Below are 13,707 nucleotides of genomic sequence, written 5' to 3'. Positions count from 1 at the left end.
AGCGGCGAGTCCGGCGTACGGCCGGTGGCCGGCTTCCGGGTCGTCGCGCCCGAACGGGGCAGCGGGCGAGACGTGAAAACTGGATAGTTGGGTCGACGCCGGGCGTCGGCACGTTCCCGTGACCGTCGGCGTTCCGCGCCGGGGTGCCCGGTCCTCGTGTCGGCATTCCGTCGGCTCAAGGCAGACCCCGTCGGGCGGGACCCCCGGCCCGACACCGCCGCCGCTGCGACAGCGGCGCGACCGTACAGGGAGACAGGACAGCCGTGGCACCACCTCAGGGACAGATGCGCCCCGGGCGGCAGCTCGCCGTGCTCGGGTTCATCTTCGTGGTCCTCTATCTTCTGGTGTTCTTCGCTGGCGCCAGCGGCAGCTGGAAGGACCGGCTCGAGCCCAAGCTCGGCCTGGACCTCATCGGCGGCACGCGGGTGACACTGGAAGCGACCAACAGCGTCGACGGCAAGCCCCCGACGGCGGAGAACCTCGAAGAGGCCCGGGAGATCATCGAGAGCCGGGTCAACGCGTTCGGCGTGGCCGAGGCCGAGGTGGTCACCGAGGGCAATCGCAACATCGTCATCTCCCTGCCCGGTGAGAACCGGGACCTCACCGACGTGGGCAGCGCGGCCGAGCTGCGCTTCCGCAAGGTGCTCAAGGCCGCCTCCGGCAGCGGGGTGGCCGAGGCGCCACCCGCCGCCACGCCAGTTCCGTCCGGCAGCGCCGCCCCGACCGGCAGCGCGACCCCGACCGGCGCCGGGACCCCGACGGGCAGCGCCTCGCCGAAGGTGACCTCGTCGCCCAGCGGCGGTCAGGGCGGCATGGCCCCGGCGTCGCCCAGCGCCACGCCGACCCCCTCCGCGTCCGCCACGGCCTCGCCGAGCGCCGCCGCGCCCAGCGCCAGCGCCAGCGCGGAGCCAGTGCCGGCCAGCATCGAGGAGCAGCGCAAGGTCGTCGAGCAGAAGGTCGGCGCCGCCGCGTGGCAGGCTGCCAACGGGCTGCAGGCCCCGGCGGACCTGAGCGCCGACCCGTCGCTGGCCGAGAAGCTCAAGCCGTTCGGCACGCTGTCTCCGCAGGAGGTCGCGGTGCTGCCGGCGCAGATGCAGTTCAACGTGCCGACGATCGGCTGCGTGCAGCTCGACCAGCGCCCCCCGGCGTCGATCTCCGATGCGAAGCAGCAGGTGGTCTCCTGCGAGGACGGCGCGTCGAAGTACCTGCTCGACCAGGCAAAGGTACTGGGCACCGACGTGTCCGACGCCGACGCGGTGCTCGACCAGACCAACGCCTGGGTGGTCAGCCTGGACTTCACCAAGGACGGTCAGGGCAAGTGGACCTCGCTGACCCGTGAGGCGTTCCAGAACGAGGGTCAGGCCTGCGACGCGACCGCGCTGGGCCAGGACGGCAAGTGCCGGGTGGCCGTCGTGCTGGACAACGAGATCGTCTCCTCCCCGGAGATCCAGGGCGTGCTGACCGGCAACTCCCAGATCACCGGCACCTTCACCCAGAAGGACGCCAGCACCCTTGCCGGTCAGCTCCGCTACGGCGCGCTGCCGGTGACCTTCGAGCAGCAGGAGGCGCAGAACGTCACCGCCACGCTGGGTGCCAGCCACCTGCGAGCGGGTCTGCTGGCTGCCGGCATCGGCATGCTGCTGGTCATCATCTACGCGTTCTTCTACTACCGGCTGCTCGGCTCGGTGATCTTCCTGAGCCTCATCCTCTCCGCGCTGCTGGTCTTCGGTGCGCTGGTGGTGCTCGGCCGGCAGATCGGCTTCACGCTCACCCTCGCCGGCATCGCCGGAATGATCGTCTCGCTCGGCGTGGCGGCGGACTCGTTCGTCATCTACTTCGAACGACTGAAAGACGAGATCCGGGAGGGGCGCAGCCCGCGTAGCGCGGTGCCGCGCGCCTGGATCCGGGCCCGCCGGACGATCATCTCGGCCAACGCGATCACCCTGCTCTCCGCCGTGGTGCTCTACGTGGTCTCGGTCGGCACCGTCAAGGGCTTCGCGTTCGCGCTCGGCCTCGCCACCGTGCTGGACCTGGTCGTGGTCTTCCTCTTCCGGCACCCGATCATGACCATGTTCGCCCGGACCCAGGCGTTCCTGTCCCCGCGGGTCAGCGGTCTGGGCCGAGCACTGCCGGCTCGCAACCAGCCGACTCAGCCCCGCAACCCGCGCGCCAAGGAGGCCTGAGATGGCTGAAAACGGTTTGGCGAGCCGCCTCTACAACGGCGAGGCCGGTCTCAACATCGTCGGTCGACGCAAGCTCTGGTTCGGCGTCGCCGGGCTCCTGATCCTGATCGCGATCCTCAGCTTCTCGATCCGTGGGTTCAGCCTGGGCATCGAGTTCGCCGGCGGCAACTCGTTCCAGGTGCCGGCCAGCGTCGGCACCCTGGACGACGCCGAGCGGGAGGTCAACTCGGCCCTCGCCGCCGAGAACACCGGCGTCACGGTGGCCACCACGCAGAAGGTTGGCGGCCCGGGCGGCGACTCCTACGAGCTGCGCACGCCGCAGCTCACCGTGGAGCAGGCCAACTCGGTCAAGGCCCAGATCGCCGAGGACCTCGGCATCAGCGCCGACCAGATCAGCAGCAACCAGGTCAGTGAGGCCTGGGGCAGCCAGGTGACCGAGCGGGCCGTGCTCGGTCTGGTCATCTTCATCGCGCTGGTGATGGTCTACCTGATCCTGCGCTTCGAGTGGCGGATGGCCGTGGCCGCGGTCGCCTCGCTGATCACGAACCTGATCCTCACCGCCGGCATCTACTCGCTGGTCGGCTTCGAGGTCACCCCGTCGACGATCATCGGCTTCCTCACCATCCTGGGCTTCGCGCTCTACGACGTGGTGGTGGTCTTCGACAAGGTCCAGGAGAACACCCGGGGCATCACCGCCAACAACAACCAGACGTACGCCGAGGCGTCCAACCTGGCCGTCAACCAGAGCCTGATGCGGTCGTTGAACACCTCGGTGGTCGCCCTGCTACCGGTCGGTGGTCTGCTCTTCATCGGTGCCGGCCTGCTCGGTGCCGGCACGCTGAAGGACCTGGGTCTGGTGCTGTTCGTCGGTATGGCGGTGGCGTTCCTGACCTCCATCCTGGTGGCCACCCCGCTGCTGGCGCTGTTGAAGAACTACGACCCGCGGATCCAGGCGCACAACAAGCGCGTCCTGACCCGGCGGGGCGCGATCGGCCGCGGCGAGGTCACCGGTAAGGGTGCCGCCGCGAGCCCGGTGGCCCAGGCCGACGCGACCGGCGAGCCGGTCGACCAGGACGCCGCAGCGCTGGCCGGTGCCGCCCCCAAGGTGGGTGCTCGGCCGGCGGGCAAGCGGTCCACCGGTGCCCGGGGCGGTCGCCCGGGTGGTGGCGGCAGTCGACCGGGTGGCGCCAAGCGGCGCTGACCCGACAGGAAACGCCCGAACGGCGTCCGGCATGCTGTTGCCGGACGCCGTTCGTCGTCGAAGGAGAGCGAAGCAGCCGTGACGGAGACCCACAGCGCCGTAGCGCACGGGGACAGTGGCCCGGAGGTCGCCCGACTGGTCGCCAGTCGGGTGCTGGACGTGCCCGACTTCCCCAAGCCCGGCGTCATGTTCAAGGACCTGATGCCACTGTTCGCCGACGGCACGGTCTTCCGTGAGGTGATCGACGGGATCGTCGCGTACCACGGGCGGGACACCTTCGACGTGGTGGTCGGCATCGAGGCGCGCGGGTTCGTCGTCGCGGCGGCCATCGCGTACGCGACCGGGGTGGGCGTGGTGCCGGTGCGCAAGGCCGGCAAGCTGCCGCGCCCCGCGCACTCGGTCTCCTACGAGCTGGAGTACGGCGAGGCCACCCTCGAAGTGCACGAGGACGCCTTCACCGCCGGGCACCGGGTGCTGGTGGTCGACGACGTGCTGGCCACCGGTGGTACCGCCGAGGCGACCCTGGACCTGGTCGAGCGGGCCGGGGGCACCGTCAGCGGCTTCACGGTGCTGCTGGAGCTCGGCTTCCTGGGTGGGCGCGAGCGACTGGCACCGCGTCCGGTCCACGCCCTGTTGACCGTTTGAGCCGGTCGGTGCTCTGCTGACCGTTTGGTCCCGCCCGGTCGGTTGGACCCGGCGCCGACCGTCCGGCGGAGCGGCAGGGGGCCGTCCGTGCGGGTAGCATTGCCCTTTGCTGACGCCGGCGGTATCCCGTCCGGCGGGCGAGACCAGGTCGGCCGATCTTCGGCCGGCGTGTTTCCGGCGAGCGGTGAGGAGGCCGGTGTCCCACGATGTCGTCCCTCCGGCGGAGGGCACGGTGCACCCGACAGGCGACGCTGACGGCTCGGTGACCGACCGGACAGGCGACGCGCCGGCCCGGGTGACGGGCACCGGCAACGGCTCCGGCCGGACTCCCGGCGAGAACGCGGCGCGTCCGACCAGCGGCCCACCGAGCGTCGAGGCGTCCCCCGGCGCCGATGGCGTGGTGGTCCCGTTCCCGACCGACGCCGGCATCGACCCGTCGCCCAGCGGCGGGTTCGGGCTGTCCAACGCGCCCACCGGTCGGCGGGTCCGGGCCCGGCTGGCCCGGTTCAACGCGCCCTGGCAGACCTCCCAGGTCAGCGAGGTGCTGGAGCCGCTCATCGCCAGCCACCGGGACAACCACCCCAAGGCGGACGCCCGGCTGCTCCAGCGCGCGTTCGACACGGCCGCTCGGTGGCACTCCGGGCAGTACCGCAAGTCCGGTGACCCCTACATCACCCACCCCCTCGCCGTGGCGACGATCCTCGGCAACCTGGGGATGGACACCACCACGCTGGTCGCCGCGCTGCTGCACGACACCATCGAGGACACCGAGTACACCCTCGACCAGATGCGCGCCGACTTCGGTGGCGAGGTCGCCCTGCTGGTCGACGGCGTCACCAAGCTCGACAAGGTCAAGCTGGGCGACGCGGCCAAGGCCGAGACGATCCGCAAGATGGTCGTGGCCATGGCCAAGGACCCGCGGGTGCTGGTGATCAAGCTGGCCGACCGGCTGCACAACATGCGCACCCTCACCTTCCTGCCCCGCCCCAAGCAGGAGCAGAAGGCCAAGGAGACGCTGGAGATCCTGGCGCCGCTGGCGCACCGGCTCGGTATGAACACGATCAAGTGGGAGCTGGAGGACCTCTCCTTCGGCACGCTCTTCCCGAAGCGTTACGAGGAGATCAACCGGCTGATCGGGGAGCACCAGCCGCAGCGCGAGGCGCTGCTGCGGCAGGTGACGCAGAAGGTGCAGACCGACCTGAAGGCCGCCAAGATCAAGGCGGAGACCACCGGGCGGCCGAAGCACCTCTACTCGATCTACCAGAAGATGATCGTGCGGGGTCGCGACTTCAACGACATCTACGACCTGGTCGGTGTACGAATCCTGGTCGACACGGTGCGCGACTGCTACGCGGCGCTGGGGGTCATCCACGCCAACTGGCAGCCGGTTCCGGGCCGGTTCAAGGACTACATCGCGATGCCCAAGTTCAACATGTACCAGTCGTTGCACACGACGGTCATCGGGCCCACCGGCAAGCCGGTGGAGATGCAGATCCGCACGTACGCGATGCACCGCACCGCGGAGTTCGGCATCGCCGCGCACTGGAAGTACAAGGAGCACAAGGGCACCCAGATCGTCGGCCCGCCCGCGCACATCGACGAGATGACCTGGCTTCGGCAGCTGCTCGACTGGCAGCGGGAGGCGGCCGACCCGAGCGAGTTCCTGGACGCGCTGCGCTTCGACCTGTCCAGCCAGGAGGTGTACGTCTTCACCCCGAAGGGTGACGTCATCCCGCTGCCGACCGGGTCGACGCCAGTGGACTTCGCGTACGCGGTGCACACCGAGGTGGGGCACAAGTGCATCGGCGCGCGGGTCAACGGCAAGCTGGTGCCGTTGGAGTCGACGCTGTCCAACGGCGACGTGATCGAGATCTTCACGTCGAAGTCCGAGACGGCCGGCCCGACGCAGGACTGGTTGGGCTTCGTCAAGAGCCCGCGCGCCCGGACGAAGATCCGCCAGTACTTCAACAAGGAGCGGCGCGAGGAGGCGATCGAGGCCGGCAAGGACGCGATCGTCAAGGCGATGCGCAAGCAGGGCATGCCGTTGCAGCGGATGCTCACCTCCGACGCGCTGATGTCGATCGCCCGGGATCTGCACCTGGCCGATGTGGCGTCGCTCTACGCGGCGGTCGGCGACAGTCAGGTCTCCGCGCAGTCGGTGGTGCAGAAGCTGATGGCCGCGTACGGCGGCGAGGAGGGCGCGGCGGAGGACATCGCCGAGACCGCCGTCGCCACCCGGCCGCCGCGCAGCCGGCAGAGCAGCAGCGACCCGGGCGTGGTGGTCCGGGGCGTCAGCGACGTCTGGATCAAGCTGGCCCGCTGCTGCACACCGGTCCCACCGGACTCGGTGTTCGGCTTCGTCACCCGCTCCGGCGGGGTGAGCGTGCACCGCGACGACTGCGCCAACGCCGAGGACCTGCGCGCGCAGAGCGAGCGGGTCGTCGAGGTGAGTTGGAAGCTCACCTCCGCGTCGACGTTCCTGGTCGCCATCCAGGTCGAGGCCCTGGACCGGCACAAGCTGCTGGCCGACGTCACCCGGGTGCTCTCCGACGAGCGGGTCAACATCCTCTCCGCCACCGTCACCACGACCCGCGACCGGGTGGCGGTGAGCCGGTTCAGCTTCGAGATGGCCGACCCGAAGCACCTGGGCCACCTGCTGGCCACGGTGCGCAAGGTCGACGGCGTCTTCGACGCCTACCGGGTCACCTCCGGCGCCTGAACGTGGGTTCTGACGCATCGATTGCTGACGCAAAGTTGCGGGTGATCTCGGCGGCCCGCTCGGAGTGGATCTTTCCGTTCACTGGGCTGTAGCCCGCCCAGATCCGCGAGTTCGTCAGGCTGCTCGCCGAGGGCGGCGGTGACGTGATCCCGATGGACGGCCGCTCATGGTCGACGGTGCACACCATGGCTACCCCGACTCGACAAGCAGCACCACACCGTCCGGCCGACGTCGGCGGGCCACCGTAGCGAGATCGCGATCAGGGGCATTGCCGTATGCAAATCCGTGATAGCTTCATCTCGGGGAGTGATCCTCAACGGGGGCTTTGCACCCTGCTAAATCCAGGCTGCGAGAAAGGTGTTCCAATGCGAAGAGGAGTCAAGCGGGCTCTCATTGCTTCAGTTGCGATGGGGCTCACTACGCTGGTTCTGCCCAGCACGCCAGCATTCGCCATCGCGAAGGTGCCGTGCACTAGTTCGACCGTTGAATTGATCAACGCTCTTAATATCCGCTCGTGCTACTCGGGCAACGGGAATACTGCCCTCAGCGGTAACCTCGTAGTTTTCAAGGCTGGGAGCAACGATGCTTCGGTCACGCTCTCAAACGGGTCTAGTTATGGCCTCATGCCGGGCCAAAGTTTACGGTGGCCGCTTCCCGGGGTGAGCGTGACGAGGGTTTCGATTTTCAACTAGACACAATTCTCCGGCTAGGTGAGACGGTTTTCCGGCGACCAAGCCGGTAGCTGAAGCTATTCTGAACGAAATTTGGCAGTCTCCGCACAAGAAGCCCTGAACGCCGTAGCGGCAAGTTCAGGGCTTCTTGTGTGTTTCCTTGAAATTGTGTCGTCGTCTACGGCCTGTTCCGTCGTTGGCAGCGCGATGGAACCTGGGACAAGATCCTGGCCGCGTCACAGGCCACCGCAGACGCGCAAGACCGGATCACCTGGACGATCAGCGTGGACTCGATGACCAGCCGCGCCCACCAACACGCCGCCGGCGCCCGCAGAGACGGCCACCTGCAGAAAGAGCCACCCGGCGGCGTGCACGACGAACCCGCCGATCACGGCCTCGGACGATCTCGCGGCGGTCTGACCACCAAGACGCATCTGGCCTGCGAGCAGGGACAGAAGGTCCTATCGATGGTCGTGACCGCCGGGCATCGTGGTGACAGCCCGCAGTTCATCCCGGTCCTGCGCCGTATCAAGGTGACCCGTCTCGGAGTAGGCCGGCCCCGCACCTGCCCCGACCTCGTCCTGGCCGACAAGGCCTACACCAGCCGCGGTAACCGCGCCTACCTGCGCAAGCGGGGAATCAAGACGTGCATCCCGAGCAAGAAGGATCAGGACGCCCACCGCAAGGCCAAGGGCAGCCGCGGCGGTCGCCCACCGAAGTTCGACCGAGACCTCTACCGGATGCGACACGCCGTCGAAAACGGCATCAACAGGCTCAAGCGCCACCGCGGCGTGGCCACCCGCTACGACAAGTTGGCCGTCCGGTTCCAGGCCATCCTGACCATCACCATCATCTGCGAATGGCTCTGACCCGGCTTATGAAACACGCCTTAGGTGGAGATGGCATCGGGGCCACCGAAAGGCCGCCCCGATGCTGGAGTTGCCTTCTCAACACCCGCCGGATCAGTTCCGGGGTCCGACGCGTACCCCGAGAACACGACAGCGCCCGCCGGCTCAGCCGGCGGGCGCTTCGTCGTGCGCGCGGGGGTCAGCCCTGCGGGTTGCTCATCGTGAGGTCCTTGATGATGAGCTCCTTCTTCGGGTGCCCACCACCGGGCTGCGGGGCGAAGGCACCGTCGTCGCCGGCCTTGGCCACGTCCTTGACGATGTCCAGACCGCCGGTGACGGTGCCGAGTACCGTGTACGTCGCGTCCAGCGGCGAGTCGCCGTAGACGATGAAGAACTGGCTGCCGGTGCTGCCCGGCTGGCCGGAGTTGGCCATCGCGATGACACCCTCCGGGTACGGCGGGCGCTTGTCGGTGGGCAGGTTCTCCTCGGGCAGGCGGTAGCTCGGGCCGCCCTGCCCGTCGGTGGGGCGCCAGCCGTTGCCGGTGGCGCTGGGGTCACCGCACTGCAACACCTTGATGCCCTCGGTCACCATTCGGTGGCACTTGGTGTTGTCGAAGAAGTTCTTCTCCGCGAGGTAGGTGAAGCTGCCCGCCGTGCACGGCACCAGCGACCGGTCGACCTTGGCCGTGATCGGGCCGAGGTTGGTGTCGATCGTCATGGTCTGCACGCCCTGGGCGGACTGCTCGTTGCTCGGCACCCCCACGTCCTTGATCTGCGGGGGCCGCTGGTCGGTGGGCAGCGCGTTGTACGCGCACTCGGCCGCGCCGGCCGCCGGCGCGGCGGTGTCGCTCTTGTCGTCGTCGCCGCCGAGGCTGACCGCCAGCCAGACGGTGCCGGCGACCACGAGCACCAGCGCGGCAGCCGCGCTGACGATCGCCGTCGTCTGCCGGCGCTTGCGGGCCTTGGCCGCGCGCTCGGCCATCTCCTTCTCGAGCCGGGCGCGTGCCGCCGCGCGCTGCCGCTCTCTGGTGGACGTCACGCCTGGATCCTCCTGGCTATCTGCTGCTGGGTGCCGAGTGATTGGGTGGGGCGACCGGTCAGCCGGCGCTCGGGCTGCTGGCCGGGGTGCCGGAGGCCGACGGCGCCGGTGCCGCACCGGTGGCCGGCTCACCGACCGTGAGGCTCTGGATCGTCACATCGGTGTTGGGCTTGACCTTCGCCCCGGTCCCATTGTCCACGGTCGGGAGGGCGCCGATCTTCTCCACCACGTCGAGCCCGCCGGTCACCCGGCCGATGACCGGGTACTTCGGGTCGGCGGTGGTGAAGTCCTTGAAGAAGATCAGGAACTGGCTGCCGTTGCTGCCCGGCGGGTTGGAGACCATCGTCACCGTGCCCTTCGGGTACGTCGGCGGCTGGCCGGGGGCCGGACTGGCCGACGGCGACGCCGACGGCACGGTCGGGACCTCCTCGTCGTAGAACGAGTAGGTCGGCCCACCGAGACCCGTGCCGCTGGGGTCGCCGCAGCGCAGCGCGCCCTCGGCGGTGATCTCGTGGCACGTGGTGTTGTCGTAGAACGACCGGCTCGCCAGGTGGGCGATGCTCGCCGCCGCGCACGGAGAGTTGGTCAGGTTCAGTTCCGCGGTGATCGGCGCGCCCTGGTTGGTGGTCACGGTCATCGCCCGGGTGCCGTCGGTCGGCAGATCCTTGGTGGCCGGCGTGCCGACGTCCTTGAGGTTGGTGTTGGCCGTCGCGTCCTGCGGCGTCCAGAGGCAGGTGTCCGCCGCGGCCGTGGTCTGCTCCGGGTCGGAGTCGAAGGCCCCGAGCGCCCAGGCTGAGCCGGCCACGACCAGCACGAGGATCAGAGCGGCGCCAACTCCGGCCTGGATCTGCCGTCGCCGCCGCGTCGAGGCGGCCCGGCGGGCCAACTGCCGGTCGAGCTTGGCCCGCGCCAGTTTGCGCTGCCGGTCCCTGCTGGAAGCCACCGGTGCTCCCCTTTCCTCTACCTGGTCGTCGCCGGCGGCCGGTCGCCCCGGCCCGTCCGGGCGTCACGTGTGCCGCGCCACACGCCCGCCAGAGTGTACGGCTAGTGACTGGGAATGTGGTGTACGAGGTCCACCCCATCCCGAGCAGCGCTTATCGGAGGTTGTCACTGTGCCTGACGGGGCGGGTGGGACGGACGCGCCAAACTCGCTCGGCCCGCCCGATAGGCTGCTGTGCAGGACGACAGCTGCTCGACGGAAAGGACAGCGCCTGTGCTCGTGGCCGGCTTTCCCGCGGACGCCTTCGGCACCAACTGCTACGTGGTTGCCACCGCGCCGGGGGAGCAGTGCGTGGTGGTCGACCCGGGCATCGGGGTGCTCGACCAGCTCGACGCGCTGCTCGCCGAGCACCGCCTGCATCCGGCCGCCGTGCTGCTCACCCACGGCCACCTGGACCACACCTTCTCGGTCGCGCCGGTCTGTGGCGCGCGCGGCATCACCGCGTACGTGCACCCCGGTGACCGGGAGATGCTGGCCGACCCGTCCAAGGGCCTCTCGACCGACCTGACGTCGCTGTTCGGCGGCCGGCTGAGCTACACCGAGCCGGAGGACGTGGCGGAGTTGACCGACGGCGCCACCCTCACCCTCGCCGGCCTGGAGATCGCTGTCGACCACGCCCCGGGCCATACCGGCGGGTCGGTGCTGTTCCGGCTGCCGGGCGCCGGGTCGGGCTGGGAGGCTGACGAGCTGTGCCTCTCCGGTGACGTCCTCTTCGCCGGGTCGATCGGCCGCACCGACCTGCCGGGCGGGAGCATGCCGGCCATGCTCACCAGCCTGCGCGACAAGATCCTTCCGCTGGCCGACGACACCGTCGTGCTGCCCGGCCACGGCCCCAGCACCACCATCGGTCGCGAGCGCGCCAGCAACCCGTACCTCATCGAGGTGGCTGGCACGTCGCCGGCCGCTCCCACCCGGGGCCTCTAGATCTTCTGTCCGCGCCGCGCGCGGACCCACGACACCACCGCGCCACCGGCGCGGAACCGCAAGGAGTACGCCGATGAGCAAGCCCACGCCCATCTCCGGCTTCCCGGAGTGGACTCCCGGCCAGCGGATGATCGAGCAGTTCGTGCTCGACCGGATCCGGGCCACCTTCGAGCTGTACGGCTTCGCGCCGCTGGAGACCCGCGCCGTGGAGCCGCTGGACCAGCTGCTGCGCAAGGGCGAGACCTCGAAGGAGGTCTACGTGATCCGGCGGCTGCACGCCGACGCCGAGGGTGCCGGTGGTGACGACCAGCTCGGCCTGCACTTCGACCTGACCGTGCCGTTCGCCCGGTACGTGTTGGAGAACGCCGGCAAGCTGAGCTTCCCGTTCCGCCGCTACCAGATCCAGAAGGTGTGGCGGGGCGAGCGGCCGCAGGAGGGCCGCTACCGGGAGTTCGTCCAGGCCGACATCGACATCGTCGACCGGGACACCCTGGCTCCGCACCACGAGGCGGAGATGCCGCTGGTCATCGGGGACGCGCTGCGCTCGTTGCCGATCCCACCGGTGACGATCCAGGTCAACAACCGCAAGATCTGCGAAGGCTTCTACCGGGGCATCGGGCTGACCGACCCGGAGGCGGCGCTGCGAGCCGTGGACAAGCTCGACAAGATCGGCCCGGCGAAGGTGGCCGAGCTGCTGGCCCAGACCGCCGGGGCGAGCGAGGCGCAGGCCAAGGCGTGCCTGGCGCTGGCCGAGATCTCCGCCCCGGACTCGTCGTTCGCCGACGCGGTCCGGGCGCTCGGGGTGAGCGACCCGCTGCTCGACGAGGGCATCGAAGAGCTGGTCCGGGTGGTGGACACCGCTGCCGAGCACTCGCCCGGCCTCTGCGTGGCGGACCTGCGCATCGCCCGTGGGCTGGATTACTACACGGGCACCGTCTACGAGACCCAGCTGCGCGGCTACGAGCGCTTCGGCTCCATCTGCTCCGGCGGCCGGTACGACAATCTGGCCAGCGCCGGCGCTGTCTCGTACCCGGGGGTGGGGATCTCGATCGGGGTGACCCGCCTGCTCGGTCTGCTCTTCGGCGCGGGGGAGCTGTCGGTCTCGCGGGAGGTGCCGACCGCCGTGCTCGTCGCGGTGACCAGCGAGGAGCACCGTACGGCCAGCAACCGGGTGGCCGAGGCGCTGCGGCGGCGCGGGGTGCCGACCGAGGTGTCGCCGAGCGCGGCGAAGTTCGGCAAGCAGATCCGTTACGCCGAGCGGCGCGGTATCCCCTACGTGTGGTTCCCCGGTGCGCAGGGAGCGCCCGACGAGGTGAAGGACATCCGCTCCGGTGAGCAGGTCACGGCCGGTGCGGGGGAGTGGACGCCACCCCCGGGAGACCTCAAACCGACTGTCGGTTGAGTGCCCCCACTGGCGCTGACGGCCGCGGGGACCTACGGTAGCGTAAGTTACGCCACCGTAGGGAGTCTCTCGTGACCGTCAGCACCACACTGAGCCAGACCGCGCTGCTCGTCGAGTTGGAGCCGGTTGTCGCACGCAACCTGGACCGCCACCTCTCGCTCGCCAAGGAGTGGTTCCCGCACGAGTACGTGCCGTGGAGCGAGGGGCGGACCTTCGACGGGCCGCTCGGCGGCGAGGCGTGGTCGCCGACCGACTCCACCATCCCGGACGTGGCCCGCACCGCGCTGATCGTGAACCTGCTGACCGAGGACAACCTGCCCTCGTACCACCACGAGATCGCCACCCTGTTCGGACGCGACGGCGCGTGGGGCACCTGGGTGCACCGGTGGACCGCCGAGGAGGGCCGGCACGGCGTCGCGATCCGCGACTACCTGACCGTCAGCCGGGCGGTCGACCCGGTGGCGTTGGAGCGGGCCCGGATGACGCACATGTCGGAGGGCTACACCAACGCCCACGGCGACGAGGTGCTGCACTCGCTGGCGTACGTCTCGTTCCAGGAGCTGGCCACCCGGATCTCGCACCGCAACACCGGTAAGGCCACCGGCGACCCCACCTGCGAGGCGCTGCTGGCCCGGGTGGCCGCCGACGAGAACCTGCACATGGTCTTCTACCGCAACCTGCTCGCTGCCGCGTTCGAGCTGGCCCCGAGCCAGGCCATGCGGGCCGTCGCCGACGTGGTGGCCGACTTCCAGATGCCGGGCAGCGGCATCGACGGATTCGCCCGTAAGTCGGTGGCGATCGCCCTGGCCGGCATCTACGACCTGCGCCAGCACCGTGACGAGGTGTTGCAGCCGGTCCTGCGGCAGTGGGACGTCTTCAACGTGACCGGCCTAGACGCCGACGGCGAGGCCGCCCGCGAGCAGCTCGCCGCCCAGCTGGAGAGCCTGGACCGCGCCGCGAGCCGCTTCGAGGAGAAGCGCGACGCCCGAGCCGCCCGCCTAGCCTCCCGCTAAAACCCACCCCCACCCTGTCCCCCTGGGCCTGGGCCTCTGGGCTTGTCGATCATGAAGTTATT

At 69.7% G+C, this 13,707-nt stretch carries 9 protein-coding genes and 1 pseudogene; 8 read left to right on the top strand and 2 right to left on the bottom strand.

All coding sequences use genetic code 11. The annotated features are described in order from the left end of the window. Positions 1-263 precede the first annotated feature (263 nt). From secD to ACZ6NZ_RS10020, 5 genes and pseudogenes are all read left to right on the top strand, one after another. Positions 264-2,183, top strand: a complete 1,920-nt coding sequence (gene secD / locus ACZ6NZ_RS10040) for a protein translocase subunit SecD (protein WP_465857582.1) — start codon at positions 264-266, stop codon at positions 2,181-2,183. Between the two features lies 1 nt (position 2,184). Beyond that, the gene (gene secF / locus ACZ6NZ_RS10035) at positions 2,185-3,384 is read left to right on the top strand and encodes a protein translocase subunit SecF (RefSeq protein WP_465857580.1); all 1,200 of its coding nucleotides are present in this window, start codon (positions 2,185-2,187) and stop codon (positions 3,382-3,384) included. A 78-nt stretch (positions 3,385-3,462) separates the two neighbouring features. After that, on the top strand, positions 3,463-4,029 hold the full coding sequence (locus ACZ6NZ_RS10030; protein WP_366611783.1) for an adenine phosphoribosyltransferase: 567 nt from the start codon (positions 3,463-3,465) through the stop codon (positions 4,027-4,029). A 196-nt stretch (positions 4,030-4,225) separates the two neighbouring features. After that, positions 4,226-6,748, top strand: coding sequence for a RelA/SpoT family protein (locus ACZ6NZ_RS10025; protein ID WP_465857578.1), 2,523 nt, complete (start codon positions 4,226-4,228; stop codon positions 6,746-6,748). Positions 6,749-7,595: 847 nt separating this feature from the next. Then, a pseudogene (locus ACZ6NZ_RS10020) lies at positions 7,596-8,288 on the top strand (IS5 family transposase); the annotation flags it as partial. 178 nt (positions 8,289-8,466) lie between these two features. On the opposite strand, the gene ACZ6NZ_RS10015 reads toward ACZ6NZ_RS10020, so the two are convergent. After that, positions 8,467-9,306: a peptidylprolyl isomerase gene (locus tag ACZ6NZ_RS10015; RefSeq protein ID WP_465857576.1), complete on the bottom strand. Its 840-nt coding sequence runs from the start codon at positions 9,304-9,306 to the stop codon at positions 8,467-8,469. Positions 9,307-9,364: 58 nt separating this feature from the next. Next, a complete protein-coding gene (locus tag ACZ6NZ_RS10010) occupies positions 9,365-10,249 on the bottom strand; it encodes a peptidylprolyl isomerase (protein WP_465857574.1) in 885 nt (294 codons plus the stop codon). A gap of 270 nt (positions 10,250-10,519) precedes the next feature. Between ACZ6NZ_RS10010 and ACZ6NZ_RS10005 the strand changes: the two genes are divergently transcribed. From ACZ6NZ_RS10005 to ACZ6NZ_RS09995, 3 genes are all read left to right on the top strand, one after another. Then, complete coding sequence (locus ACZ6NZ_RS10005) at positions 10,520-11,230, top strand: MBL fold metallo-hydrolase (RefSeq protein WP_238659786.1); 711 nt, start codon at positions 10,520-10,522, stop codon at positions 11,228-11,230. A gap of 73 nt (positions 11,231-11,303) precedes the next feature. After that, positions 11,304-12,632, top strand: coding sequence for a histidine--tRNA ligase (hisS, locus tag ACZ6NZ_RS10000; RefSeq protein WP_465857571.1), 1,329 nt, complete (start codon positions 11,304-11,306; stop codon positions 12,630-12,632). A gap of 71 nt (positions 12,633-12,703) precedes the next feature. Continuing rightward, on the top strand, positions 12,704-13,645 hold the full coding sequence (locus ACZ6NZ_RS09995; protein WP_465857569.1) for an acyl-ACP desaturase: 942 nt from the start codon (positions 12,704-12,706) through the stop codon (positions 13,643-13,645). Positions 13,646-13,707: the final 62 nt, after the last annotated feature.

Source organism: Micromonospora sp. NPDC047756 (assembly GCF_055587245.1).
The sequence above is the reverse complement of the archived record's forward strand: the minus strand, read 5'-3'. Positions and strand labels throughout refer to the sequence as shown.

Excerpts from the sequence above, each read along its gene's own strand:
- hisS (WP_465857571.1), top strand. The coding sequence starts at position 11,304 with ATGAGCAAGCCCACGCCCATCTCCGGCTTCCCGGAGTGGACTCCCGGC.
- secF (WP_465857580.1), top strand. The coding sequence starts at position 2,185 with ATGGCTGAAAACGGTTTGGCGAGCCGCCTCTACAACGGCGAGGCCGGT.